The sequence below is a fragment of the Halobaculum sp. CBA1158 genome (assembly GCF_021431925.1).
In the GTDB taxonomy this organism is placed as follows: Archaea; Halobacteriota; Halobacteria; order Halobacteriales; family Haloferacaceae; genus Halobaculum.
Genome location: NZ_CP090371.1, coordinates 2860771 through 2886087, shown reverse-complemented (window position 1 = coordinate 2886087; position 25317 = coordinate 2860771). Strand labels below are relative to the sequence as shown.

The following is a 25317-nucleotide window of genomic DNA, read 5'->3' as shown; positions in this document are numbered from 1 at the left end:
CCGTTCGAATACCCCTCCATTTCGACTGGAACCCGTTCCACACACCCGCGAAATAAGCGAACGAGAGCCCGTATAGCGCGGGTTCAGCGTTTCCTCGGGCGACAGTCGGCGTCCAGGTGATGCAACCGAAGTGGATGGACAGCATGTGTAAAAGCGTTACTGTTCGAACGGGAACGCGGTGTACAGTACCGACCGATGTGGCGGGATCGGTCGGTCGGCGCGCAGCCTGACGCTCGCGGAACGACTCCCGGGTCGCCGCCGACTGCTCCGTAGAATCCGAGACACCTCCGATCGAATACCATCGTTCGATCCGATCATTCGGGACACGAAACCGAACGAGATCGAACGCCGAGAGGTACCGAACGGGATCGAACGGGTAACCGATTTCGACTAGAAACGGTGCGGTCGGCGCGAGTCGACGGACCACGTGAACAACTCGACGGGGCGCTGGATCCCGCCCCCCACCCCTTCGTTTCTGGTGGAACGAGTCACAGGTAGGTGGGGGGAGGGGTGTCACTAGCAGTCAGCATCTTTATATTACATGCCGTCAAACAATATCCGTACGACTAGCAAGTTGAGTTTATTTTTGGTTTAGGTGGTGAATACTAACGTGGTTCTCTCCATCTGACCCACCCGATCGTCCGTGTTCCACACGAAACGAGGGGGTGGGGGGCAGGAGAACGTCCAAACCGCCGTCCGAGTACCGGTTACACACCTCTCGAATACCGCCGTACGATGCCCCCGACGACGGGCGTAGCCCGTCTGACGTAGTGCTTAAGTGGCGTGGCTGGTTTGGTGGGACAATGCCCCTATCGGTACGGGGGAATCGGAGGTCAGGATGGGTCTGCTCACGAATCTCAGGGACAGTATCACACGGGTAACGGATCGGCTCTTCGCCGACGACGAGCCCAAACGAATCGGAATCTACGGACCGCCCAACGCGGGAAAGACGACGCTGGCGAACCGGATCGCTCGCGACTGGACCGGTGACGCCGTCGGTCCGGAGAGTCACATCCCGCACGAAACGCGTCGCGCACGCAGAAAGGAGAACGTCGAGATCGAGCGGAACGGGAAGACAGTCACCATCGACATCGTGGACACGCCCGGCGTGACCACGAAGGTCGATTACAAGGAGTTCCTCGATCACGACATGGAGAAAGACGACGCCGTTAAACGGTCGCGAGAGGCGACCGAGGGCGTCGCGGAGGCGATGCACTGGCTCCGCGAGGACGTCGACGGCGTCATCTACGTGCTCGACTCCACCACCGACCCCTTCACGCAGGTCAACACGATGCTCATCGGGATCATCGAGAGCCAGGACCTGCCGGTGCTCATCTTCGCGAACAAGGTCGACCTCGACGACGCCGACGTGAAGCGCATCTCCGACGCCTTCCCGCAGCACGAGACGGTGCCGCTGTCGGCGCTGGAGGGGGATAACATGGACGAAGTGTACGAGAAGATCGCGGAGTACTTCGGATAATGCCCGAGGCGACCACACCCGACGACGGCGACGGCAACGGCGTCCGCATCGACCTGATCAGCGGCGCGCGCATGGAGGGACTCACCTCGATGGAGAAGATCCGGCTGATCCTCGATTCGGTCCGCGACGGCGACATCGTCGTCCTCGAGGCCGGCCTGTCTCCGGAGGAGGAGTCGAAGCTCATCGAGGTCACGATGACCGAGATCAGCCCCGACGACTTCTCCGGCATCGAGATCGAGACGTACCCGTCGACCCAACAGGCCAACCAGGGGCTCGTCGGGAGACTCCTCGGCAAGGAGGAGTCCGCGAAGAAGCTCACCGTCATCGGCCCGGCCAATCAGATCGAGACGCTGCACAAGGACGAGGACCTCATCAGCGCGCTCGTCTCCCGGAAGTAGCCATGCCCCACCAGTGTACCAACTGCGGGCGGACGTTCGCCGACGGGTCGAAAGAGATGCTCTCGGGGTGTCCGGACTGCGGCGGCAACAAGTTCCAGTTCCGCCCGAAGGGAGCCGCGGATTCGGGTCCCGGTTCCGATTCAGAATCCGACCTCGATTCCGACCGTAGCTCTTCCGAGACGACTACTCCGTCCTCTCTCTCGAACTCCGGTTCACCCGACCCGTCGCTCTCCGGCTCGTCATCCCCCGAATCGACACCCCCCGACCCGACGCGTTCCCCGAGCGATCACGAGAGTTCCTCCGCCGTCGAAGGCGAAGACGGCGCACAGGCCGACGCTCGCTCGGAGATCGTCTCAGAGGACGAGATCGCGGAGGCCGCCGGAAGCTCCGCCGGGAACGCGGCGAGCGATCGAGCCGCCGGCGACCCGCCCGCGGGGGACCGCGCCGCCGAACGCGACGCGACGCCCGCGGGGGACCGCGCCGCCGAACGCGACGCGACGCCCGCGGGCGACGACCCGGCCGCCGACACCGCCGACACGGGTACGGCCGCCGGTGACGACTCCGAAGAGGAGTACGACCCGGACCTCGACACCCTCCGACAGAAGCTCAACGACCAGTTCGAGTCCATCCGTATCGTCAGCCCCGGGACATACGAACTGAACCTCATGGAGCTGTACGACCGCGAGGAGTACATCATTTCGCTGCGCGAGGACGGCCGATACGTCATCGAGATGCCCGAGGGCTGGGACGACCGCTGAGGCCGCGGACGACGCTCGCCCGGCCGAAATCATTCCACCCGAACCCGCTCCAGCTGAACCCGCTCCAGCTGAAACCGCTATCGACTGTCCTCGACCGTCCCGCACCGACTATGTTACGTTCGACTTCCCTTCCGACGTGTGCGGCGGTGGGAGCGACCCGCGCCGATTTCGGCGCGAAGAGCTCATAGCAGACTTCGAATCTCGTCGGCGAAGGCGGTCGGTGTGCTGATGTTCCGAATGAGGATCTCGAGCGTCGCACCGCCACCGGAGGCGACCCGCACGCTTCCCAGTCCGACGAGCGCCTCCCATGCCGACTTCCGCTCCTCGACGGCTCGAACCTTCCCGAAGGGGACCTCGTGACGGACGAGCGAGAGGAACCGATACTCCTTGATGAGTCGCTGGGTCGTGACGTAGTACGTCGTCAGCGTGTTCGTCCAGAACGTGTGAAGTCCCTTCGAGAAGACGAACAGGCCGACAACGAACGTCACCATCGGATAGGCGTACGGGACGAGAGTGAAGAAGAGCAGGTATCCGGTGACGAGCAGGAACAGGAGCCCGAGCGTCGTCTTCGCGGCCGCCGCCTTCTGGTCGGGCGACCGCGTGTCGACGACCTCCTCGCCCTCGCGCATCGTCGGCGGATCGGGGGCCGCAACGTAGTGGACGTACAGCCCGACCGCGAAAATGAACAGCCCGAACGCGGCGATCGGGAGCCCAACTACGGGGGGCACCGATTGGCTCGGATCGACAGCGAGGACGTACCCGCCGCCGGCGAGGAACGGCGTGGCCGCGACCGCGCTCCAGACCGCTGGAAGGCCTCGTGACATCGATATTACTCCTGTGCGAGCTGGTAGACGAGTCCGATCGCTGATAGCCCGAATCCAAGCGTGGTCAGGTTGACCGCGTCAGAGAGGAATTCGGGCTCGTCGCCGGAGTTCGAGAAGAACCCCCGGTTCGGTTCCTCGTCGCCGTCTCCCGCCGACCCCGGGTCGTCTCCGCCCGACCCCGAGCCGTCGGTGGCGGCACCCCCCGTGGAGGACGCGGAATCGGTCGTGACATCCGTCTCCGGGAGCGTGAGCGTGAGGTTCGTATCGGAGTCGACCACGAGGCTTGTCGAGGCCGCCGGATCGCCGTCCTGCGGACTGCCCGGGGGCCACGCCCGGAACTCCACCTCTCCCGCGAGGTCAACGCCGACCCGTTCGCTCGCCTCCACGTGTTTGACGTACCCGCTCGGGTCCGTCGTGAACGACTGGCTGAAGTGATACCCCCCGCTGATGAGCTTTATCGTCGCGTCTTGTACGGGTTGGCCGTTTCGGTCGACGACGCGAGCGTTCACCCGGTTCGCCGGGGGGAGATCGAACGTCCCGAGTTCCGTCCGCTCGGTCGCGCGGACGGAGTCGAGGTACTGTTGCAGCGGGATCTCGTCTTCGATATCGGGGAACGGCGGCGGGCCGGGCGACTGTATGAAGTTGAGGTGGAACTCGGTGTCGGTCGGGACGGACCGGGAGAACCTGCCGTCGGAGTCAGTCGTCGTCGGAATCAGTTCGCTCTCGTCCTCCGGAACAAAAACGACGCTGCTGTTCGATACCGGTGCCCCCGACGCGGAGCGTACCTGTCCGGTGACCTCGACGGTCGACTGTGCGGTGACCGTCGGTACGCCACAGGCGACGGCTGCTGCACCGAAACCGGCGAGGAACCCGCGTCGGCTCCGAGCTGACATAATACCACTTTTGCGAAAACAAGTATAAAAACGTACGTGTCGCCGGCGGGGGTTGTTCAGGACGACGGGCTGCCAGGGCCGGTGTCTTCGGGCTGGTTCGGTCAGACGCGTCGCGTCGCCGACGGGAGGATCAGTCGGCGGGCTCGCGGTCCGGAAGTCCGCTTCCGTCAGGCCCTTGTCGGCTCCATTCGGAGTCGTCGTCGCATGCTGGGTGCCCTCCGGGAACGGCTCCGATCGGCGCTGTTCGCGTTCCCCGCGGTGCTGGCGTCGCTCGGGCTGGTCGACAGGCGAAAGGGCCGGGAGGCGTTCGACCTCGCGGTCCCGGTGATGGTGACCGGCGGGCTCCGGACTCTGCTTCGAGTCGTCGACTTCCTCATGGTCGGGGTGTACGCGGGAGGTGCCGCGGTCGCCGCCCTGGAGTTCGGCTTTCAGTACTACTTCATCCCGTTCGGGCTCGCGCTCGCGCTCACGTCCGGGACGATCAGCGTCGTGTCTCGGTTTCAGGGGGCCGACAAGCCGGCCGAGGCGAACTTCGCGATCAAGCAGTCGCTGTGGCTGGCGCTCCTCCTGGCGGTGCCGATCATCCTGTTCACCCATCTCTACGCCGAGCAGCTGATCGGCGTCCTCACGAACGACGCCGAGACGGTTGCGCTCGGCGGCGACTACCTCCGGGTGGTGATGTACTCGGTCGGGTTCCGATTCTGGTCGATGATCGCCGCCCGAGCGCTCGCGGGGTCGGGCGACACCCGGACGCCGATGTACGTCCGACTGCTCACGCTCCCGACGAATATCGGGCTCAACGCCGCGCTGATCTTCGGGCTCGGGCCGTTTCCCGAACTCGGCGTCGTCGGGGCCGCCTGGGGAACCGTCGCCGCGACGACGCTTGCGGGGGTGGTGTTCGCGTGGGCGCTGTTGTCCGGGCGGTACGCCGTCCGGCTCCCGATCCGCGGCAAGCAGTGGGACACCGACATCGCGCGCGAGCTCGTACGGGTGAGCCTCCCACTCGCGGGAACCCGGCTCTCGCGGACGTTCGGTCGGTTCCCGTTCCTGTTCGTTCTCGGCGTTCTCGGGACGGAGGTCGTCGCCGCCTACGCGATCGGGCGGCGGGTGATGTTGCTGGCGCTGATGCCGGCGTGGGGCTACTCCACGGCGGCGTCGACGCTCGTCGGGCAGGCGATCGGGAGCGGCGACGCCGAGGAGGCCGACGACTACGGCTGGCAGACCCTCCGGCTCGCGATCGTCACTCAGCTCCTGATCGGGGCCGTCATCGCGATCGCCGCCAGACCGCTGGCCGCCGCCTTCGGGTCCGAGAACGTCCAGCTGACGGTCACGTTCATTCGCGTGTTCGGGCTCGGCGTCGCCGGATTCGCGGTCGCGCGGACGCTCCGCGGCGGACTGCGGGGCGCGGGTGACACGCGCTGGCCGCTGTACGGCGGACTGCTCGGCACCTACGCGATCCGGCTCCCGATCGCCGTGCTCGCGCTCCCCGCGGGGTACACGCTGACGCTGTTCGCCGGCCCCGTCGCCGCGGCGCTCGGGATCGCGCCGATGCCGATCGGTCTCCCCGGGATGGGACTGGGACTGGTCGCCGTGTTCGCGGCCATCGTCGGCGACCTCTACGCGCGCGCCGTGATCAACCTCATCCGGTATCACAGCGACGCCTGGAAGACGGTCGCTCGCGAGTCCGGCGTCGGCGCGTCGACCGAGGCGGACTGAGACGCGCGGGAACGCCGTCGGCGTATCGAACACCGAACCCGGACGGACGCCGTCGGCGTATCGAACACCGAACCCAGACGGACGCCGTCGGCGTATCGAACACCGAACCCGGACGGACGCCGCCCGCGTATTGAAGCCTTTATCACTCGCGCCATGCGAATCGGAGCCATGAGCAAGGCGACGAAGATCGTGCTCGGTACCGTCGGCGTCTCGACCATCCTCTCGGTCGGGATCATCCTCGTTCTCGCGTTCGGGTAAGATGGCCGGCTTCGAGCGCCGGACGCTCGCCCCGCCCGTCGAGGCCGTCCGCGAGTCGTACGCCCCGGAGTGCCTCGTTCTCGACGCCGGGGCGGACTTCGAGACGCTTCCGCCGGAGGCGGCCGAGGAACTCGGCCTCCTCGTCGAGGCGCTGAACCCGGCGGCGTACCCCGCCGACTGGCTCCCCGAGGACGCGCCCGCACAGCTTCGACGCTACGCCGGCGGCGACTTCACCATCGGGATGCCCGGCGACGGCACCGTCGTCCGCACGCGACAGACCGAGCCGCCGACGGTCATCGCGAAGAAGCGCGCCGAGGGGACGCCCGAGGACTTCCTCGGATTCCTGTTCGCCGAGGCGTTCGTCGAGCTGTCGCTGGGAGTGCCCGAGCACTTCCTCCCGTTCTTCGGGGAGTCGTACCGCGATCTCGCGGCGGCGACGCCGCTGGGCCCCAACGAGACGTACCAGCTCGCGGCGGCGCTGTTCGACGCCTGGGTCGGACTCGCCGCCCGCGAGGAGTTCGCCGGATGGTCTCCCGACGAGTCGGGAGAGTCGCATCCGGCGGTCCACACCGCCTGGGTCGACGCCGGCGAGCGACTGACCGGGCGGCTCGACGACCTCCCGGGCGAGGTCGCCCGCGGGAAGACGAGCTTCACCGCGGCCACGGAGTACGCCTGCGCCGCGGTGAAACACGACCTCGACCTGCCCGCGCCGTTCTCGGCGCTCGACACCGACGCCTACCGCGACCACGGCCCGGAGTACGCGGTTCGATGGGCGGAGAAGACGTTCGGCTCGCTGGCGGAGTAGCAGTCTCCCGACGACCGTCGCGGCGTCGCGGCGTGTCGCCTACGCTTCCGGTAACTCGACGCTCACCGAGCCGTCGTCGCGGAGGTCGATCACCACGTTGAATCGCTCGCGGAAGCGCGCGATCTCGTCGTCGTCGTGGACCTCTCGCGAGAGGTGGAACAGTCCGACAGCGTCGTGTTCGGCGAGCAGATCGAGCATCTCCTCGGTGGCGTCGTACACGCCGTCGATGTCGGCGTAGTAGGCCAACTCGGTGAGCGAGTCGACGCTGATCCGGCGCTTGCCCGCGTGGCTCGCGAGGAACGACTCCACCCGGTCGACGACGCCCTCGAGGTCGTCCGGGGCCGAGACGTAGTGGAAGTGATCGGAACTGCGTCGGGAGTAGCCCCGCTCGACGGAGATGGTGTCGAGTATCTCCGCGCGCGACTCGTCGACGTCGTAGTGTTCGAGCTTCTGCTCGACCTCGCGGGCGGTGGTTCGCGTGGAGACGACGAGGAAGTTGTCGGTGTCGGCCTTCAGGAAGTCCGTGTCGATGCGGTCGGTCTCGCCGATGCTCGGGTGGACGAGGAGCACCCCGATCCCGCCGGGGATCGTGGTCTCGGTGTCGGCGACGGCGAGCGTGTAGTCCATGTCTCCGACTCCGGCCGAGCGGACTTAAATTCCGTTGCGACCGATCACGCCCGGGTTCCGCGATCGCGCTGCCGGACACCGTCCGCCCGATCGCAGCACACGTCTTGGGACGTAGAACTCGTCTTGAACGATCTGCATCTTGAGACCTCAGAACTCGTCTTGAACGATCTGCATCTTGAGACCTCAGAACTCGTCTTGAACGATCTGCATCTTGAGACCTCAGAACTCGTCTTGAACGATCTGCAGCACCTCCTCGCGGTCGTCCCAACTGACGAAGATGGCGACGGAGGTGGCGGAGGTGATGATGTCGTGGACGGTGATGCCGGCGTCGGCGATGGGTCCGACGATGTCGGAAACGACGCCCGGGCGGTTCGGAAGCTCACCGCCCATCACGCGGACGACGGCGTAGTCGCCCTCGGTGCTGACCGACGACAGCAGGCCGTCGCCCACGACCACCTCGTCGTGGAGGGCCGCCTCCGCGCGGTTGGAGGCGTCCACGTCGACGTAGAACGTCACCGAGTCCATCCCGGAGGCGACCGCGTCGATGTTGATCCCCTCGTCGCGAAGCGCCGCCGACAGGTCCGCGAGGATCCCCGGTCGGTTGCGGATGGCGCGCCCGGCGACTGTGATGCACGCGAGCGGCTCCTCGCGCATGTCGATGAGGTTCTCGAAGCTCCCCTCGATCCGGGTGCCCCCGCCGAGGAGGTCGCCGTGCTGGTAGTGGACGACGCGGACGCCCAGATTCTCGTCCTTGTAAACGAGCGCCGAGGGGGCGATCACCTCCGCGCCGCGGAACGAGAGGTTTCGAAGCTCGTCGACGGTGATGCTCGCGACGTTGCGCGCGCCCTCGACGACGTGGGGGTCGCCGGTCATGACGCCCTCGACGTCGGTGACGATGACGACCTCGTCGGCGTCCATGTACCGTCCGAGCATCACGGCGGTCGTGTCCGACCCGCCGCGGCCGAGCGTCGTCACGTCGCCGTCGAGCGTCTGGGCGAGAAACCCCGTGATGACCGGGACGACGCCGTCGAGTTGGGCCGCCAACGCGGCCGCTCGCTCCCGCGTCGCCTCCACGTCGACCTCGCCGAGGTCGTCGGTGATGACCGGCCAGTCGTCGCGACCGGGTTCGAGGAAGACGGCGTTCACGCCGCGTGCGGCCAGCGCCGCCTTGAGCATTCGCACGGAGGTCCGTTCGCCCATCGAGACGATCTGCGCGCGGTCGTCGTCCTCGACCTCGAAGGTGATCTCGTCGAGGAGTTCGTCCGTGGTCGAGCCCATCGCGCTGGCGACGACGGCGATCTCGTGGCCCTGTTCGACGGCGGCGGCGATCGAGTCGGCTGCCCGCTCTACCCGCTCGCCCGACCCCAGAGAGGTGCCGCCGAACTTCGCGACGACTCGCATTACGCCCGCACCCCGACGGCGTGCGGTCGGCGAACGTCGGCGTCTCGGTGATTCATGCCGCCGGATAGCACGGGTCGCTGTTTAACCCTGTCCTCTCTCACAATGGTCGCCGCCGCACCGAGCTCGACGCCGTACGGGGATCGGGACCCCGACCGCGACACGTCCTCGTCGCGTGGGACGAGTACGGCGACAGCGACCGCGACACGCCTCCGTTGCCGTACGGCGACAGCGACCGCGACACGCCTCCGTCGCCGACGGGTTCCGGCCGCGCTCGCTGACTTCGTGACTCTGGGGCCGCAGCCCTCACGAGACACTTTTCACCCGCCCCGTCGACCGCGAGGTATGGGTGGACGATCCAGGCGGTACGCGCTGGCCGACACCGCCCAACAGGTGGTGGGCGGGTTCCTCCTCGCCGGACCGTTCGTCGTCACCGAGGAGGTGTGGACCCTCGCCGGAAGCATGGTGTGGTACCAGGCGGTCGCGACCGTCCTCATCGTCCTCGCGATCGGCTACGGCGCGCTGTACAAGGCCGACGACGACCGCGACCCCGACCGCGAGGCGGAGGTCGCCGGGATCCCGGTTCGGTTCCTCTCGCTCGTGGCGGTCTCGTACCTCTCGGTCCTGATCCTCGCGCTCTCGTTCGACGCCCCGAACACCTTCCTCGCCGAGGAGTACGGCGTCGGCACCCTCGAGCAGGCTATCGTGACGATGAAGGCCGTCTCCGTGGGCGCGGTGTTCTCGGTGGTCGGCGCGGCCACCGCCGACTCCGTCTTCTGACGGCTCCGCGATCCGCTCGGGTTACCGAAGCCGATTTCAGTAACTCCGCGGACTAAAATCGCCTTCCGGGAACGCCTTTTTCACCGCTCCGAGTAGCGCCGATATGGTCTCGGTGGTTCGTCGATACTACCTCTATCGGGCGTCGCTCTCGTCGGGGTTCTACGTCCCCGTCTCGGTCGTCTACATGGAGTCGGAGGGGCTCGGCCTCCCGGAGATCGGGCTGGTCCAGGGGACGTTCCTGTTCTCGATGGTCGTCTGGGAGCTGCCGACCGGCTACCTCGGCGACCGCCTCGGCCGCCGGACCGCCCTCGCCCTCGGCAACGTCGTCACCGTCGCGGTAATGATCGGGTTCGCGCTCGCGGACTCGACGGCCGGATTCGCCGCGGTCTACGCGCTGTGGGCGGTCGCGTGGACGCTCAAGACCGGCACGAACGACGCGTGGCTGTACGAACTGCTCGCGCGCGACGGCGACGGCGACGAGTTCTCCCGGATCGCCGGCCGCGCGGACTCGACGCTCCGGCTGGTCTCGGGGGCCGCGGCGCTCTCGGCGGGCCTGCTGTACACGGTCGCCCCGCCGCTCCCGTTCCTCGCGAACGCGGGGCTTGCCGCGCTCGGTCTGCCGATACTGCTCACGATCCCGCGGACGCACGGGGACGGCGACGACCGCCGGGAGGGCGACGTCGACCACGCCGGCGACGCCGACGAGTCCACCGGCGACGTCGACGAACCCACCGGCGACGGTGCGCCCGCCAGCGACGGTGCACCCGCCAGCGACGGTGCGCCCGCCAGCGACGGTGCGCCCGCCGCCGGCGACGCGGCGCTCGGCGTCCGCGAGGCCGCCCGGGTGCTGGCCGCGCAGCTCTCGCGACCGTCGATCCGATGGATCGTCGCGTACGCGGCGCTGTTCAACCTCGTCTTCTCAGTCACACGGGTGTTCGAGCAGCCGGCGATGCGGTCGGTCGGCGTCCCAGTTGCTGGTCTGGGCGTTCTCTACGCGGGGTTCAAGCTCGTCTCGGCGGTCGCCTCCGGGGCCGCGGGGCCGATCCACGACCGCCTCGGCACCCGCGGGACGCTGTTCCTGTTGGTGCCCGTCGTCGGCGTCGCCTACGGCGCTGTCGCGCTCGTCCCCGTCCTGCTGGTTCCCGCGCTGTTCTGCAGGCGGGCGCTCCAGCGGGTCACCCGCCCGGTCCGCAACGGCTACGTCAACGACCGCGTCGAGGACGCCGGCCGCGCGACGGTGCTGTCGGGGGTGTCGATGGCGCTCACGCTCGTCTCCGGCACCGCGAACGTCCTCGGCGGCCGGGTCGCGGGGTCGATCGGTCCGGTGACGTTCCTCTCGACGGTCGGCGTCGCCGTCGCGGTTCTGGGCGGCCTGCTGTGGGTCGCGGTCTCTCCCGTTCGAGCGCCGGCCGCGGAGGCGGATGTCACGCCGTCCTGAGAGCGCGATCGATCCCGCCCACCCGTCGATGGAGTCACTCGCCGTCGTACAGCCTGCTTGCGATCCGCTCGGGGAGCCCGGCGTCGGCGACCGCGTCGGCGACGGCGTCGATGTCGTACGCGACGCGGCGTTCCTCGACGGTCGGCGTGCCGTCGCCGTCCGGCAGGTCGAGCACGGCATACCCCGCCCGCGGGTCGCCGTCGCGGGGCTGGCCGACGCTGCCCGGGTTGAGGACGACCCCCTCATCGAACGTCCGGTGTCCCTGGACGTGCGTGTGGCCGAGGACGAGCGCCTCGAGGTCTGCGGCGTCGACGCCGCCCGCGACAGCATCGTCGTCGCCGTCGCCGCTGTTGCCATCGCCGCCGTCGCCGAGACGGTCGGCAGCGCGGTCGATCAGTTCGCCCGAGAACTCCCGTGGGTAGGTGTAGCGGTCGGGATCGACCGGGTGGCCGTGGGCGACGGCGACGCGGCCGCCGGCGACTGTCCGGCGATCCGGGAGGTCGGCAAGCCACGCCAGCGCGTCGTCGTCGAGTTCCTCGCGGGCGTGTTCGACACCCGCAGCCGCCATCGCGTTGAACCGGAAGGAGGTCCCCGTCGCCACCGCTCGGTCGTGATTCCCCATCACGGTCGGCACGTCGCGATCGCGCAGCGCCGCGACGCACTCGACGGGCCAGGGGTTGTAGCCGACCACGTCGCCGGCACAGACGAGGCCGTCGACCGCCGGCATGTCGTCGAGGACGGCCGCCAGCGCGACGCGGTTACCGTGCACGTCGGAGATGACGCCGAGTCGCATACCGACGACTACGGCGGCCGCGGTGTTACCTCCGGCGACCTCGGCACTCCGACGACCCCGACGATCCGATACGCCGGGCGTTCGACGGCCCGCCGGCGGCTCAGTACCCGCCCGGAAGCGCGAACACGAACGCCATGAGGACGATCGGCGTCGCGAGCGTCGCGGCGTACCACGCGCTCGCGACGAGCGACAGCGCCCACGTCGACGGCCCGTAGCCGGTCGGATCCCAGTCGATCCCGATCCTGGGAAGCACGAGGGCGGCGACGACGGGACCGCCGAGAACGTACGCCGCCGAGAGCGGGACGACCGCGCCAAGCAGCGCGTTGCTCCAGGCGGCTCCCTCCGGGTCGACCGCTCCGATGACGCCCGCGACCACGGCGACGTATGGCAGCGACCCGCCGATCCCGGCGATCACGAACGAGGGAACCGCCGACCCGGACGGCGGAAGCGCGGCGAACAGCGACCGGATCCGGCGGGCGAGCAGGAACGGCGTCCACAGGATCGATGCGACGACTCCGGGAACAAGCGCGAACGCGACGAGCCAGAACACGCCGACAGCGTCGGCGACGAGCGACTGCGCGAGGACCATGTTCGTCGGCTAGCGACCGCGAACAAGTGCTTTTGGGACGACTGCGGAGCGTTCCGCCGCCGTCGGCCGAGGACTCGGTCGCGCTTCGCGCTCACTCGTCCTCGTTCGGTTCGTAGGCGGCTCGCCCGCAAGCTCGCCGCCGTCGGCCGAGGACTCGGTCGCGCTTCGCGCTCACTCGTCCTCGCTCGTGTTCTGTACGGCGAACCCGCTACTCCCGTCGCCGACGTGAACGCCCGCCGCACAGACGGCGTGCTCGTACTCCAGCCCGTAGGCGGTCCGCGCGGCCGCCACAGCGGTCCGCGGCTCGAACTCGAACGGCCGGGGCTCGTCCTCCTCGTACGTCGCCACGAGATGGGGCTCGTCGATCTCCCGAACCAGCAACGCGTCCCGCCGGACGATCCCGACGTAGCCGGCGTCACGCTCGACGACCCCGGCGACCCGCGGCGTGTCGTAGTCGTCCTTCTCGTAGTCCATCGCGTGCAGCGCCTCCACGAGCGCGTCGCGGGCGGGGTACCCCCGATCGTACTTCTCGGCGATCGGATCCACGTGCGAACCGTTGCCGATAACGGCCCCGTCGCCGGCCGTCCGCGCGCAGTTGTACGACACGTAGGGGTTGTCCGTCTCGTCGGCGTCCGCCGTCGGCACCACAGTCAGCGTGTCGTCGCCGCGGCGCGTGACCTTCCGATTCGGGAACGACCGCGAGGAGACTCTGTACGCACCCACGCTCGGCCCGACCACCACGAACCGTCCGATGTACATACACCCATACGGATCTTCTCGGGCCAAGTAGGTGCTGATCTATGCACGGTCGGCGGCGATCCACTTGTGGTTCGCTCTCCGCGACCCGCCGTCCGACTCCGTCGCCTGGATCGACTGCCAGGATCAGTCGCCTGGATCGACTTCCCCGAATGGTTGAACGAACGTTCAGAACGTTTATCGGCCCGGGGGCTCTGCATCCACCGGAAACCCGTGTTCCGATCCGCCCCGGCCGTCGTGCTCGTGTGTGCCCTCCTCGCGACCGCCGGCCTCGCGGGGGTCGCCGTTCCCGCCTCGGCCGACACGTTCGTCACGATGACGACGGACGGCCCGAGCGAGGAGCCGGCTCCCGACGAGGCGTTCACCATCGCCACGACGCTGGCCAACGACGACGACAGCGACGACACCTACCGCGTCACCGACCTCTCGGTCGCGGAGGTAGCCGATCGCAACTACGACGACGACGAGGAGCTCGCAGTCCTCGACGTGTCCGACTCGCTCGCGCCCGACGCCGAGCGCTCGTACGACTTCAACGTCTCGCTGGAGGACACCGGCGAGCAGACCGTCTACGTCCACGCGACGCTGCTCGGTCCCCGCGGCGACCGCAAGCACCTCGTGCAGGCGGTACCCGTCGACGTACGCCAACCGAGTCCGCAGTTGGAGGTGAACGTGAACGACGCCGTCGTCGGGGCCGAACGGACCCTGAACGTCACGGTCGCGAACGGCCTGGAGGAGTCGGTCAGGCAGATCGACGTGCGCGTCTCATCGCCCGCGGAGGCGCTGACGTTCCGCACTCGAAACCGCGTGCGGGCGACGCTCGGGGGCGGAAGCACCGCCGGCTTCACGTTCCCGGTCGTCGCCGAGGAGGCCGGGCAGTTCCCCGTCGAGGTCCGACTCTCCTACACCGACGACGGCGACCGCCGGACGGTCACCCGGACGTTCGACGCCGACTTCTCCGAGCCCGGCGACGCCGGACGGATCCGACTCACCGGCGTCAGCGTGACCCGCGGCGCGGACGGCGTCCTCGGTATCGCCGGCAGCGCCGCCAACGTCGGCGGAACCGACGTCCGCAGCGTCGTCGTCAGCGTCGGCGACGCCGACGGCGTCGTCGCCGCCGAGCCACAGCCCGATTACTTCGTCGGCACCGTCGAGGGCAGCGACTTCGCCTCCTTCGACCTGAACGCCGAACTCACCGGCGACCGGACGAGCGTCCCCGTCCGCGTCGAGTACGTCGTCGACGGCGTCGAGCGCTCGTTCACGACCGACGTGCGCGTCGGCGACTCCGCGCTGGCGACGCCCACTCCCGCGCCGCAGGGCGGCGCGCTCGGCGGCCTTCCGGGGATCGCGACCGCCCTCGTCGTCCTCGTCGTGCTGGTCGGCGGCGCGCTCGTGATCCGACGCCGATGACCGACCACGACCGCGCGGACGACGCCGCGGCGAACGACGCGTCCGTCGGCGGCGACACCCGACCGGTCGGCGACGCGTCCGCCACCGGCGACAGCGACGTGTCCGCCACCGGCGACGACGGTACCGTCGGCGACGCCGCCGCCGGCCGAGCGCTCATCTCCGGACGCGACGTGGTGAAGGAGTACGACACGGGCGGGGAGACTGTGCGGGCCCTCCGCGGGATCGACTTCCGCGTCGACCCCGGTGAGTTCGTCGCCATCGTCGGCCCCTCCGGCTCCGGGAAGTCGACCCTGTTGAACATGCTCGGCCTGCTCGACGTGCCCACGAGCGGCGTCGTCGAACTGGAGGGCGTCGACGTGGAGACGTTCGGCGACGCCGAGCGCACCCGCCGCCGCAAGGAGACGATCGGCTTCGTCTTCCAGAGCTTCCACCTCATCCCGACGCTCTCGGCCGTCGAGAACGTCGAGGTGCCGCGGCTGCTCGACCGCACGCCCGCGCGGACCCGCGAGGTCGCCGAGGACCTGCTCGACCGGATGGGGCTGGGAGACCGCCTCGGCCACTACCCGGACGAGCTGTCGGGCGGCCAGAAACAGCGCGTCGCCATCGCCCGCGCGCTCGTGAACGACCCGCGGCTCGTCCTCGCAGACGAGCCGACGGGCAACCTCGACCGCGACACCGGCGACCAGATCCTCGCGGAGTTCGACGCGATCACCGACGAGGGCGTCTCCGTCGTCACCGTCACCCACGACGACTACGTCGCGCAGTTCGCCGACCGCGTCGTCAACCTCATCGACGGCACCGTCCGCGAAGACGCGGAGGCGGTCACGGGATGAACCTCCTCGACCGGCTGTGGGGGGCGTTTCCCGCGCTGTTGATGGCGCGCCGGAACGTCTCGCGCGCGAAGACCCGCTCGGCGCTCGCGATCGCGGCGATCGTCATCGGGGTCGTCGCCATCGGCGCGATCGGCGCGGGCGGCGTCGCCTTCCAGCAGTCGCAACTGGAGACGCTTGGCACGATCGGGTCGGACGTGCAGGTGTTCGCCGGCGAGGACAACGAGAACGGCTACCTGACCCAGTCGGACGTGGGAACGATCGACCGCGTCAGCGGGCAGGCCGAGATCGTCCCGCTGCGCCAGGACAGCGGACGGCTGATCGACGACGGAGAGGCGGTCGACAGCCCGACGCTGTACGGCGTCGAGGACCCGACGACGCTGTATGAGGTCCGGGACGGCTCGATCCCGCCGAACTGGCGAAACGGCGCGCTCGTCGGCGCGACGCTCGCCGACCGCCACGACCTGCGACCCGGCTCGCGGGTGTCGATCCGTCGGACCGTCACCGAGGACGGCGAGACCGTCCAGCGGACGGAGACGTACCGCGTCCGGGCCGTCCTCGCCGAGGCGGGCCAGGCCGACATCGCCAACCCCAACGAGGCGTTCGTGCTCCCGCCGGGCGCGTTCGCGGACGACCGCTTCGCGCAGGTCGTCGTCCGCGCGGAGGACGCGACCACCGCCAACGAGACGGCGATGCAGATCAAGCGGACGTTCAACGGCCGCCGGACGCTCGTCAGCGTGTTCGAGCGCGGCGACGTGTCCGAGCAGATCGACGAGGCGTTCCGACTGATCAACCTCTTTCTCGTCGGCATCGGTGCGATCTCGCTGGTCGTCGCCGGCGTCTCCATCGCCAACGTGATGCTCATGTCGGCGATCGAGCGCCGCGAGGAGATCGGCGTCCTCCGGGCCGTCGGCTACCAGAAGCTCGACATCGTCCGGATCATGCTCGCGGAGGCGACGCTCCTCGGGACGGTCGGCTCGATACTGGGCGGCGTCCTCGCGCTCGGAGCCGTCGCGGCGATCAACGCGGCGCTGCTGGGCGACCCCTTCGCGTTCTCCGTCGAGGGGCTCCGCTACGTCGCCGGCGGGATGGCCTTCGGCGTGATCGCCAGCCTCGTCGCGGGGATCTATCCCGCCTGGAAGGCCGCCAGCGAGCGCCCCGTGGAGGCGCTCCGTGGGTGATCCTCGACGGTCCCGCCGGTGCAGAGTTTCGGCTTCCGGGGAGTTGATACCCGCGGGGGAGAGAGGGGAGCCAACGGATGAGTGACGGAACCGAGGGGAACGGCGACGGGGTCGACGCGGACGGCGACGCGACTACCGGGGACGTCGCGCCCGCGGACGACGCCGACGACGCCGACCCCGACGACGAGCGGGACGTGGACGTCCTGATCATGGAGGCGACGTACCGCGCGCTCCGGACCCACGGCTACGCCGAGTTGAGCGTCTCGCACATCGCCGACGAGTTCGAGAAGAGCAAGTCGCTGCTGTACTACCACTACGACTCCAAAGACGACCTCATCGCGGGGTTCCTGAGCTTCGCCGGCGACCACTTCATCGAGATGCTCGACGAGGCCGAGCGCGACGCCGACGACCCCGTCGGAACGCTCCGCGCCTTCGTCGACCTCTATCTCGGCGCGGAGCTCGACGAGGAGATGGCCGCCGCCCAGCGGCTGATCCTCGACCTGCGCGCGCAGGCGGTCTCGGAACCGCGCTTTCGCGAGGAGTTCACCCGGATCGACCGACACCTGCGCGAACGGATCGTCGACGCCGTGGAGGACGGCGTCGACACGGGCGTGTTCCCGGCCGACATCGACCCCGAGGCCGTCGGCTCCTACGTGCTCGCGACGCTGTCGGGCGCGATGCTCCAACGCCACACCGCCGAAGACGACGTGGTCACGCCCGTCAGGGACGTGATCCACGCCCGACTCGACGAGTTCGTCGACGAGTAAGACACGTACAGTGTGATCCAGCAACGACCTCCGTGCCCGATTCTCGGTGTTACAATACGGCGAGAACGTGTTGCCAACACTTTAGTCGACCGGGACCTGGCGTATCAACATGAACCTCGAAGAGACAGTCGACTGTCTCGCAGAGCACCTCGATAGCGACCGGAGCGAGCACGTCCGACGGACCGGTCGTGATGTCGCTCATCTCCGGGACTAACTGAAGACGTCCGTGAATTCGTGCTTGTGAACGCCGACCTCAAGATACGTCCGTAAGTCGTCTCTGGTCGGACCTGTTTCGGCAGTAAGGTCAGTTCGGCCGGCCTTGTCGAGTACTTCCACAGCAAAGCTCCGACAGTGTAGCTCGTGTACCTTCGCGTAATGCGAGCGGGCCTCGCGAAACGGCATATCTAGATCGTAGTTCGAAAGCCGGATCTCGATCCCATCCTTCCGCGTTACTCCGTCAACGTCGAGGCTAACGAGCTTCTGAAACCGGACGTTGTTGCGTCGCACCGTCAGTAGCCGTTTCGAGTCGAGAATATACGGATCGACCCACTCCTGCCAGTTGTCATCGTCAATGTGCGTACGAGGCATTGAAAAGCTCCCGTCGACGGCCTCGATACAGAACTGCAACATCGCGATGGCGGTCCGGTGATTTGCGTTTGGAAGCGAGTGGCGGAGAATGAGGTTTGCCATCAGATCACCGGCAACGGTAGGAAGCATTGCACCCCAATCCACGTGAACGAGTGCGTTGTCGATCTGCCTCGGTTGAAGTTCCTTGTAGAGGTTGAACCCCTCCGAGTCCCGCTCATCAACGGCGGCTTCAAGCAGTTCGATCAGCCGGTACATGACGAACCGGCCAAGCAGACTCAGCGAGTCGATCTCCGATTCCAGCCAGTCTCGGTCGAGCTGGAGGTCCTCGATGTTTCGGTTTTCGGTGTCTCGGCCATACACTACATACACCGGTTCGTCGAACGGATATCCGAGAAATTTAAACTCGCCACTAGCTCGCCGGTCAACATACTCCCGAAGGTCCGACGGAGACTCACCTACCGCTTTCAGCGAGAAGTCCTCGAAGACGGGGTGGTGATAGAAGACCGACTTCATGACAGTATCTCTGATTTACATACGATATAACCATACTTGCTCTCTCGCCTTCGACGCAGGGAGTAGTGCTTGGACCGACTCGTACCGATCGTCATTCGGAACCCGCCAACTCGCTTTACAGACACTCGTCGGTATCGAATCGCGCAGGATCACTCCCGACTGCATTCCCCGCGAGCAGTCGCATCGCGGAAATAGGCGACTGAATCCGCTAGAGGATCGGTCTGGCTCAGTCCCATCCGAATTTGACTACCCGAGCACAGTCTTATGCCTCTCCCCGACGTGTCACCTCCCATGACAGACGAGTCGGAGCAGTCGCCCGTCCGCCCGTCGCCGTCGCGTCTCGGACGCCTCCTGTTCGGCCTGGGGGTCGCGTTGCAGGCCTCCGAGGACTTCCGCGACATGGACGACACCGTCGAGTACGCCGAGTCCGCCGGCGTGCCGATGCCGGAACTGGCCGCCCCGTTCGCCTCGGGGATGATGCTCGTCGGGGGCCTCGGCGTCGCGCTGTGGCGGTTCCCCCGGGTCGCGACCGGCGCGGTCGCCACCTTCCTCGCCGTGGTCACGCCGACGATGCACGACTTCTGGACCGAGGAGGGCGACGCCAGCGGCGAGCGCCTGGCGTTCTTCGGCAACCTCGCCATGTTCGGCGCGGCGCTGGCGTTCCTCCGGGAGGCGTACCGACGGTAGGGAGCGCTCTCGGTCGCTGTCGCCGTCGCCCGCGCTGTCACCGTCGTCGCCGTCGCCCGCACAGTCCCTCGTCGCGGTCGCGTCGGTCGCTCAGTATTATTTTTCCGGCACGAGCGCTCGAAGCGCGTCGAGGTCGATCGGATCGACCGCGACCGCCTCGTCCTCGGCGGTGTAGTACACCACGAGTCGGATCGTCCGGTCCGGGTAGACGCTCGCGAGCACGTGGTGGTACGCGCTCAACTGGGTTCGGTACTCCCCGTGTGCGAGGCGATCGGGGTCGGTCTTGTAGTCGACGACGTCGACGCGTCCGTCGGTGACGTGCACGAGGTCGATCACTCCCGCGAGCGTGACCCGCGGTTCGCCCGGAAGCGGCAACAGCGCCGGGACCTCGGTCCGCAGGTCCCCGTCGAGACCGTCGAGGAACGCGGCGACCGCGCGCTGGTCGTCGTTCGACGGCTCCGCCGCCGCGCCGTCGGCGTACGCCTCCGCGAAGTCGTGGAGTTCGGTCCCGAACTCGGTGCCGCGGCCGCCCTCGCGGTCGTCGTAGACGCCGTCGTCCATGAGGTCGTGGACGCTGAGTCGACGCGGAACCGACGACCGGTCGGGGACGTCGACCGCGAACGGCTCGGCCGTCGGCCGCTCGGAGTCGACCCGCTCCGGCTCCGGATCGACCTCGGTCGCGTCGATCGACAGCCCGTCCATGAACCGACTCGGGTTCTCGCCGGCCGTGAACAGGAGATGTCGCTTCGCGCGCGTCATCGCGACGTACAGCAGGCGGCGCTCCTCGTCGTACGTCGACGGGCGAACCGACCGCAACAGCGAGTACCGCCAGTTGCGATAGACGTGCGGGTACGCCCCCGCCTCGCTGTACTCGCGGGTCTGGCGCACCCCGAGGTCGTCGTCGTAGACGACCGGACACGCCGGCGGGCGACCGTAGTGGGGGAACGCCCGGTCGTTGAGGTTCGCGAGGATCACGATCGGGTACTCCAGCCCCTTCGCGCCGTGGACGGTCCGGAGCGTAACGGCGTCCTCCCCGGGACTCGCGTCGATCTCGACGGTCGTCCCGGCCGCGAGGTTCGCCTCGACGTACTGGATCGCCTCCCCGCGCGGGAGCGTGCTGTTCTCGTAGAGGCCGGTGAGGTGATCGACGAGCGCGTCGGCGTAGGCGTTCGTGCGGCCGTAGCGGTCGAAGACGCGCCGGAGGAATCCGCCGAGCGTCTCCAACTCCGCGAGCTCGTCGCGAAACCGCGTCATCGCGTCCGGGTACGCCCCGGCGTCGAGGAGCGTCTCAGCGCGATCGACGCCGTAGCCCGCGCGTTCGAGGGCGACCGCCCACCCGCGGCGGTCGTCGGACTCGGCGATCCGCAGCCACGCGAGCGCGAGCTTCGCCTCCGGCGTGTCGAACAGCTCGACGCCGCCCTCGTAGGCGACCGGTACCCCGTACTCGGCGGCCCGCTCGAGGAACTCCCGGGCGAACGCCCGCGTCCGCGTGAACACCGCGATGTCCCCGTAGCTGGGTGCGCCGAGTCGCTCGCGCTCGGCGGCCGCGCGCTCGGCCGCCGGGGCGTCCTCGTCGGGGCGGGGGTCCTCGCGCACCTCGACGGCGTACGCCTCGTTGCCGACGATCGCTTGAATCCGATCGAGCAACAGCTCGTGTTCCGCGCTCGCTCGGTACGCCTCGATCCGCGCGTTGTCCACGTGGTTGGTCGCGACCAGCGACCGCTCGTCCGCGAGCGGATCGCCGACGCGCTCGCCGTAGGTCGCGGGGATCGAGAGGCTCTCCTCGGCGAACTCGAGGATCGACGCCGACGATCGGTAGTTCCGGTACAGCGGGATCGTCTCGGTCTCGTCGACCGGGTAGTTGATCCGGGTCCGGTCGGCGTTCAGGTCGCTCGCGAACCGCCGGAGCCGGTCGTCGAACTCGGTGATGTTCTCGACGCTGGTGTGTTGGAAGCCGTAGATGGACTGCTTCCAGTCGCCGACGACGCAGACGTTGTTCGTGTCCGACAGCAGGAGCGCGATCTTGAACTGGAGCTCGTTCGTGTCCTGGAACTCGTCGACCATCACGTACTCGTGGGCGACCCGGTCGCGGACGGTCGGCCGGTCGCACAGCATGACGAACGCCAGCGCGAGCATCAGCCCCTGCGTGAGGGTGTTCTGCGAGAGGGCGTACTCGAGGTACTCGACGTACACGTCTCGGACGAACGTAAGGAGGGCGTCGCGGTCGGCGTCGTACGCCCGTTCGACGACCTCCCGAGACACGCGCGTCCCGTCGTGTACGGCGGAGGCGGGCGGCGCGTCCGGGGCGTACTCGCTCGCGTCCCAGTCGGCGACCGCCGACCGGGCGTCGCTGTTGGTCGGCCCCCGCGCGCCCTCCCCCGGCTCGTTGGCCGCCGCGAACGCCTCGAAGAACGCCTCGCGGTCGCCCGTCAGGGGATCGTCGGTCCCGCGGTACCACCCCGCTCGCGTCGGCACGACGCCTTTCGCCGCGAGTTCACCGACGAGTTCGTGCAGCGTCGCGGGGTCGCGGAAGATCCGGAGGAGCTCGGCGTGTTCGGGGTGATCGTCGGCGAACCGCGACACGAACCGGGAGAACAGTCGCCGCTCGCGGACGGAGTCCTCGAGGAGATCGACGGAGTCGGGGATCTCCTCGTCGATGCCCAGCGCCTCGGGGACGGTGTGACCGTACCGGCGGAGCAGGCGGAAACAGTAGGCGTGAAAGGTGCTGATCGGCGCGTCCTGTAGCTCCCGAACGTCGTACGTCGTCCGCCGGCCGATCCGGTCGCGCATCTCCCGGGCGGCGGTGCGCGTGAACGTGACCAGCAGGACGTCCTCGGGGGTCGCGTCCGTCGTCTCCAGGATCCGGGCGTAGCGGCGGGTGACCGCGAACGTCTTGCCGGTGCCGGCACCCGCGTCGACGCGGTAGATCCCCTCTGTGGACTCGATGAGGTGCCGTTGATCCTCGTTCGGCGTCGGCTCAGACATCGTCGATCACCAGGTCGCGTGCGTCGACGCGGTCCCAGTTCGGCCCGTCCTCGCGAACGCGGACCGGGAAGCCGTCGCGCCGGTAGTCGGCGAGGCGGTCGCGCTGACGCGCGACGAACGACTCGAACGCGTCCAGGTCGTCGGTGAGATACCGCTCGCCGACCAGGTCGTCGACGTCGCCGATCGCCTTCCGACAGCCGTTCTCGACGTACTTCGTGTCCTTGTACCGGGCCTTCGTGTACTCGATGAACGCCCGCGTGACGTCCGCTCGACGGTCGGGGTCGACGCCCTTCCGGGGGAGGTCGTGTTCCGTGAAGAAGTCGCGATACGCCTCGTAGCCCAGCGGCTCGAGCGCCTTCACCCGGTCGTTCGAGTCGGCGTAGTCGGTGACGGCCTCGTACGTCTCCCGACGGGCGGCGAACTCCCCGAACGTACACGGGAGGTACTCGACGGTGGTGACGCAGTCGTCGACGGACACGTCGTCGCCGCGGGCGAGCCGGTCGGCCTGTTCGAGCACGTGCACGAAGCGGATCTCCAGGGGCCGGTTCGGCCGCTCGCGACGCTGCTGGGCGAGGTACGCCGCCGCCTGGAACGTCGGGTCCTCGTGGGGCGGATCGAGCGCGCCTCGCCGCCGGAGGCTCGCGGCCGTCGACTGCGACCCGGTCTTGTAGTCGACGACCGCCGTCCCCGAGTGGAGCAGGTCGACGAACCCGTGCAGCCCGACCTCGGGGGCCTCGAACCACCGCTCGGTGAGCGCGGAGTCGGCCGACATCCCGAGGCGCTCGGCGAGTTCGTTCGACTGCGAGCGGTCGGCGTAGGCGTCGTGGCTCGTCTCCTCGGGGGGATGGGCGTCGAGGTACCGCGTCACCGTCTCCAGCGCCAGGTCGAGTCGCGTCCGCTCGACCGGCTCGCGGACCGTCGAGGCGTACGCGCGGACCTGTTCGCACATCGCGTCAATGACGGCCTCGCGTCGCTCGCGGACCGCGTCGGGGTCGGCGACGTACAGCTCTGCGGCCTCGTGGACGACCGTCCCGCGGGCCATCGGGAGCGACGTGGGCGAGTCGACCAACCGGCGGAAGTACTCCTCGCGGGGACAGTTCGCGAGGCGTCGCAACGTCGACTGGCTCACCGTCGCCGGCGCGGTCCGGTCGCCGTCGTCGCTGTCGGCGTTGCGGTCGCTGTAGTCGCCGTCGGTGTCGTCGCGGTCGGGGTCGCCGTCACGGTTGTCGTCGCGGTCGGGGTCGCCGTCACGGTTGTCGTCGCGGTCGCGGTGGCGGTCGCTGTCGCGGTCGCGGTAGCCACCGCCGACGGTGGCGCTGGCGCTGGCGTCCGGAGCGACGAACGGCGTGCCGACGCCGTCGCGGGTGGCGTCGTCGCCGTGGGTCGCGTGCGGGAGGTCGGTGAACGTCTCGACGGTGTCGTCGACTGCGTCCCGGAGGTAGACGCACGGCGTGACCGCCGAACCGGCGTGCGTCTCTTGGACGAGGGCGTGTCGCTCCCGCCCGTTCTGGAGGAGGATCTCGAAGCGGTCGAGGTCGCGCTGGACGCGCTCGCCGGGGTCGACCCACGGGAGGTCAGGAGGCGTCCGCGCCCACCCGTCGCCCAGTCCCAGGTAGAACACGACCGGCCGGTCGATGTAGCTCGCCACGGCACCGTCCGCGAGCAGCACGCCGTCGTCGTCGCGGTCGACGGGGACGTCGAACGAACCGACGTAGTACCGCAACTGATCGAGTCGCCGCCGGGTGAACGTCCCGTCGAGCAGCCCGAGCGCGTCGCACTCTCGCCGGAGCGGGTCGAGCGAGCCGGCCGACGCCTCCTCGTAGACCGCGATCGCCTCGCGAAGCGTCCCCGTCCGAACCGCCTCCCGGAACCGATCGTAGGCAGTTCCGACGGCGACCCGGTCGACTCGCCGGTGGTCGTCCTCGCGGTCGAGGTCGATGCCGAGGCGGGCGACGAGCGGTCGCAGGTCGCTCACGCGGAGGTCGCCCCCGGCGAAGACGGCCTCCGAGAGGCGGAGGAACGCCCGGAGGTCGTCGTCGTCGACGAAGCCCGGCCCGCCCTGGTACGGGACGCCGGCGGTCTCGAGCGCCGACTCCACGAGCGGGCTGAACACGCTCGAGTCGTCGAGGACGATCCCGACCGCCTCGGCGGCGCGCGCGTCCAGCTGCGTGACGAGCGCGTCGACGATCGCCGTGGCCGAGGGAAAGACGTGAAACGACGGGAGCTCGGCCGTTTCGCCGGTGAACGGCGATACCGTGCGGTAGTCGTCCGGGAGCAGGGTCCGATCGAGCGAACTCAGCCTCGCCTCGTCGACGACCGCCGTCGCCCCCGACGGCGGCGTCGCGGCCGCGAGGTCGCGATAGCTGGAGTCGGCCTCCCGGAGCACGTCCCGGGTCGTCCGGACCGCCGGGGTGTCGAACTCCTCGTAGTCGGTGATCGCCTCGAGCGATCCGGTCGCGTCCCAGCAGTCGAGACACCGATCGAGCGCGCGGTGAGCCCGCTTCCACGTGAGGTCGGTCGACCCGACGAGCGTCTCGAACAGCGACCTGCGATCGCGCGGAACGAACTCGTCGGCCGCGTAGCTCCGCGGCGTCGCGCTCGCCCGACCCAGCCGCGGAGCCGTGACGCGACGGTCCAGCGCGAGCGTCAGCGGCGGGTCCGCAGAGAGCGTGAGGTCGGCGTCGCTCGTCTCGGCGGCGAGCGCGTCGATGGATTTCGCCTCCCGAAGTGGCACACCGAGGCCTCGCGGACGCGCCGTTTCAAGCTGTCGCCGGGGCGTCGTCGGAGAAATTCGGCGGCGGATCGTCGCCGCCGGCGTCGATCGACCGGCCGGGGCGACCGGTCCC

General features: G+C 68.7%; 22 protein-coding genes. 12 read left to right on the top strand and 10 right to left on the bottom strand.

Features of this window, described 5'->3' with window-relative positions; genetic code table 11:
• Positions 1-838: 838 nt before the first annotated feature.
• Genes Hbl1158_RS14950 through Hbl1158_RS14940 form a run of 3 tightly spaced genes read left to right on the top strand, consistent with a single transcriptional unit; the run spans position 839 to position 2636 of the window.
• Complete coding sequence (locus Hbl1158_RS14950; RefSeq protein ID WP_234298045.1) at positions 839-1480, top strand: Era-like GTP-binding protein; 642 nt, start codon at positions 839-841, stop codon at positions 1478-1480.
• Complete coding sequence (locus Hbl1158_RS14945; protein ID WP_234298044.1) at positions 1480-1878, top strand: DUF2073 domain-containing protein; 399 nt, start codon at positions 1480-1482, stop codon at positions 1876-1878. Before Hbl1158_RS14950 ends, Hbl1158_RS14945 begins: the two co-directional genes overlap by 1 nt.
• A 2-nt stretch (positions 1879-1880) precedes the next feature.
• Entirely contained in the window at positions 1881-2636 is a 756-nt protein-coding gene (locus tag Hbl1158_RS14940) for a Zn-ribbon domain-containing protein (RefSeq protein ID WP_234298043.1), read from the top strand.
• 182 nt (positions 2637-2818) lie between these two features.
• Here the strand turns inward: Hbl1158_RS14940 and Hbl1158_RS14935 are convergent, their stop codons facing one another.
• Both Hbl1158_RS14935 and Hbl1158_RS14930 read right to left on the bottom strand, forming a co-directional pair.
• Entirely contained in the window at positions 2819-3460 is a 642-nt protein-coding gene (locus Hbl1158_RS14935; RefSeq protein ID WP_234298042.1) for a PH domain-containing protein, read from the bottom strand.
• Positions 3461-3465: 5 nt separating this feature from the next.
• Positions 3466-4353 (bottom strand): carboxypeptidase-like regulatory domain-containing protein, encoded by an 888-nt coding sequence (locus Hbl1158_RS14930; protein WP_234298041.1) that lies wholly within the window; start codon positions 4351-4353, stop codon positions 3466-3468.
• A gap of 204 nt (positions 4354-4557) precedes the next feature.
• Between Hbl1158_RS14930 and Hbl1158_RS14925 the strand changes: the two genes are divergently transcribed.
• Both Hbl1158_RS14925 and Hbl1158_RS14920 read left to right on the top strand, forming a co-directional pair.
• A complete protein-coding gene (locus tag Hbl1158_RS14925; protein WP_234298040.1) occupies positions 4558-6069 on the top strand; it encodes an MATE family efflux transporter in 1512 nt (503 codons plus the stop codon).
• Between the two features lie 259 nt (positions 6070-6328).
• Positions 6329-7132, top strand: coding sequence for a hypothetical protein (locus Hbl1158_RS14920; RefSeq protein WP_234298039.1), 804 nt, complete (start codon positions 6329-6331; stop codon positions 7130-7132).
• A gap of 39 nt (positions 7133-7171) precedes the next feature.
• Here the strand turns inward: Hbl1158_RS14920 and Hbl1158_RS14915 are convergent, their stop codons facing one another.
• Together Hbl1158_RS14915 and Hbl1158_RS14910 are read right to left on the bottom strand one after the other, a co-directional pair.
• A complete protein-coding gene (locus tag Hbl1158_RS14915) occupies positions 7172-7759 on the bottom strand; it encodes a hypothetical protein (protein WP_234298038.1) in 588 nt (195 codons plus the stop codon).
• A 219-nt stretch (positions 7760-7978) separates the two neighbouring features.
• Positions 7979-9160 (bottom strand): aspartate kinase, encoded by a 1182-nt coding sequence (locus Hbl1158_RS14910; RefSeq protein WP_234298037.1) that lies wholly within the window; start codon positions 9158-9160, stop codon positions 7979-7981.
• A gap of 342 nt (positions 9161-9502) precedes the next feature.
• Between Hbl1158_RS14910 and Hbl1158_RS14905 the strand changes: the two genes are divergently transcribed.
• A complete protein-coding gene (locus Hbl1158_RS14905; protein WP_234298036.1) occupies positions 9503-9937 on the top strand; it encodes a DUF2391 family protein in 435 nt (144 codons plus the stop codon).
• A 103-nt stretch (positions 9938-10040) separates the two neighbouring features.
• Positions 10041-11375 (top strand): MFS transporter, encoded by a 1335-nt coding sequence (locus Hbl1158_RS14900; protein ID WP_234298035.1) that lies wholly within the window; start codon positions 10041-10043, stop codon positions 11373-11375.
• 34 nt (positions 11376-11409) lie between these two features.
• Here the strand turns inward: Hbl1158_RS14900 and Hbl1158_RS14895 are convergent, their stop codons facing one another.
• From Hbl1158_RS14895 to Hbl1158_RS14885, 3 genes are all read right to left on the bottom strand, one after another.
• On the bottom strand, positions 11410-12168 hold the full coding sequence (locus Hbl1158_RS14895) for a metallophosphoesterase family protein (RefSeq protein WP_234298034.1): 759 nt from the start codon (positions 12166-12168) through the stop codon (positions 11410-11412).
• A 100-nt stretch (positions 12169-12268) separates the two neighbouring features.
• The gene (locus Hbl1158_RS14890) at positions 12269-12757 is read right to left on the bottom strand and encodes a hypothetical protein (protein ID WP_234298033.1); all 489 of its coding nucleotides are present in this window, start codon (positions 12755-12757) and stop codon (positions 12269-12271) included.
• 171 nt (positions 12758-12928) lie between these two features.
• Positions 12929-13516, bottom strand: a complete 588-nt coding sequence (locus Hbl1158_RS14885) for an IMP cyclohydrolase (protein WP_234298032.1) — start codon at positions 13514-13516, stop codon at positions 12929-12931.
• A 210-nt stretch (positions 13517-13726) separates the two neighbouring features.
• On the opposite strand from Hbl1158_RS14885, the gene Hbl1158_RS14880 reads away from it, so the two are divergent.
• The 4 genes from Hbl1158_RS14880 (at position 13727) to Hbl1158_RS14865 (ending at position 17698) form a co-directional block, all read left to right on the top strand.
• Positions 13727-14920: a hypothetical protein gene (locus Hbl1158_RS14880; RefSeq protein ID WP_234298031.1), complete on the top strand. Its 1194-nt coding sequence runs from the start codon at positions 13727-13729 to the stop codon at positions 14918-14920.
• Positions 14917-15753, top strand: coding sequence for an ABC transporter ATP-binding protein (locus Hbl1158_RS14875; protein ID WP_234298030.1), 837 nt, complete (start codon positions 14917-14919; stop codon positions 15751-15753). Before Hbl1158_RS14880 ends, Hbl1158_RS14875 begins: the two co-directional genes overlap by 4 nt.
• A complete protein-coding gene (locus Hbl1158_RS14870) occupies positions 15750-16931 on the top strand; it encodes an ABC transporter permease (RefSeq protein WP_234298029.1) in 1182 nt (393 codons plus the stop codon). The genes Hbl1158_RS14875 and Hbl1158_RS14870 overlap by 4 nt, the downstream gene beginning before the upstream one ends.
• A 77-nt stretch (positions 16932-17008) precedes the next feature.
• Positions 17009-17698 carry a TetR/AcrR family transcriptional regulator gene (locus tag Hbl1158_RS14865; RefSeq protein ID WP_234298028.1) on the top strand — a complete coding sequence of 230 codons (690 nt, stop codon included), beginning with the start codon at positions 17009-17011 and terminating at the stop codon, positions 17696-17698.
• 210 nt (positions 17699-17908) lie between these two features.
• Here the strand turns inward: Hbl1158_RS14865 and Hbl1158_RS14860 are convergent, their stop codons facing one another.
• On the bottom strand, positions 17909-18799 hold the full coding sequence (locus tag Hbl1158_RS14860; RefSeq protein ID WP_234298027.1) for a hypothetical protein: 891 nt from the start codon (positions 18797-18799) through the stop codon (positions 17909-17911).
• A gap of 291 nt (positions 18800-19090) precedes the next feature.
• On the opposite strand from Hbl1158_RS14860, the gene Hbl1158_RS14855 reads away from it, so the two are divergent.
• Complete coding sequence (locus Hbl1158_RS14855) at positions 19091-19486, top strand: DoxX family protein (RefSeq protein WP_234298026.1); 396 nt, start codon at positions 19091-19093, stop codon at positions 19484-19486.
• A gap of 96 nt (positions 19487-19582) precedes the next feature.
• Here the strand turns inward: Hbl1158_RS14855 and Hbl1158_RS14850 are convergent, their stop codons facing one another.
• On the bottom strand, positions 19583-22471 hold the full coding sequence (locus tag Hbl1158_RS14850; protein ID WP_234298025.1) for an ATP-dependent helicase: 2889 nt from the start codon (positions 22469-22471) through the stop codon (positions 19583-19585).
• Positions 22464-25205, bottom strand: a complete 2742-nt coding sequence (locus Hbl1158_RS14845) for a PD-(D/E)XK nuclease family protein (RefSeq protein WP_234298024.1) — start codon at positions 25203-25205, stop codon at positions 22464-22466. The genes Hbl1158_RS14850 and Hbl1158_RS14845 overlap by 8 nt, the downstream gene beginning before the upstream one ends.
• Between the last annotated feature and the right edge of the window lie 112 nt (positions 25206-25317).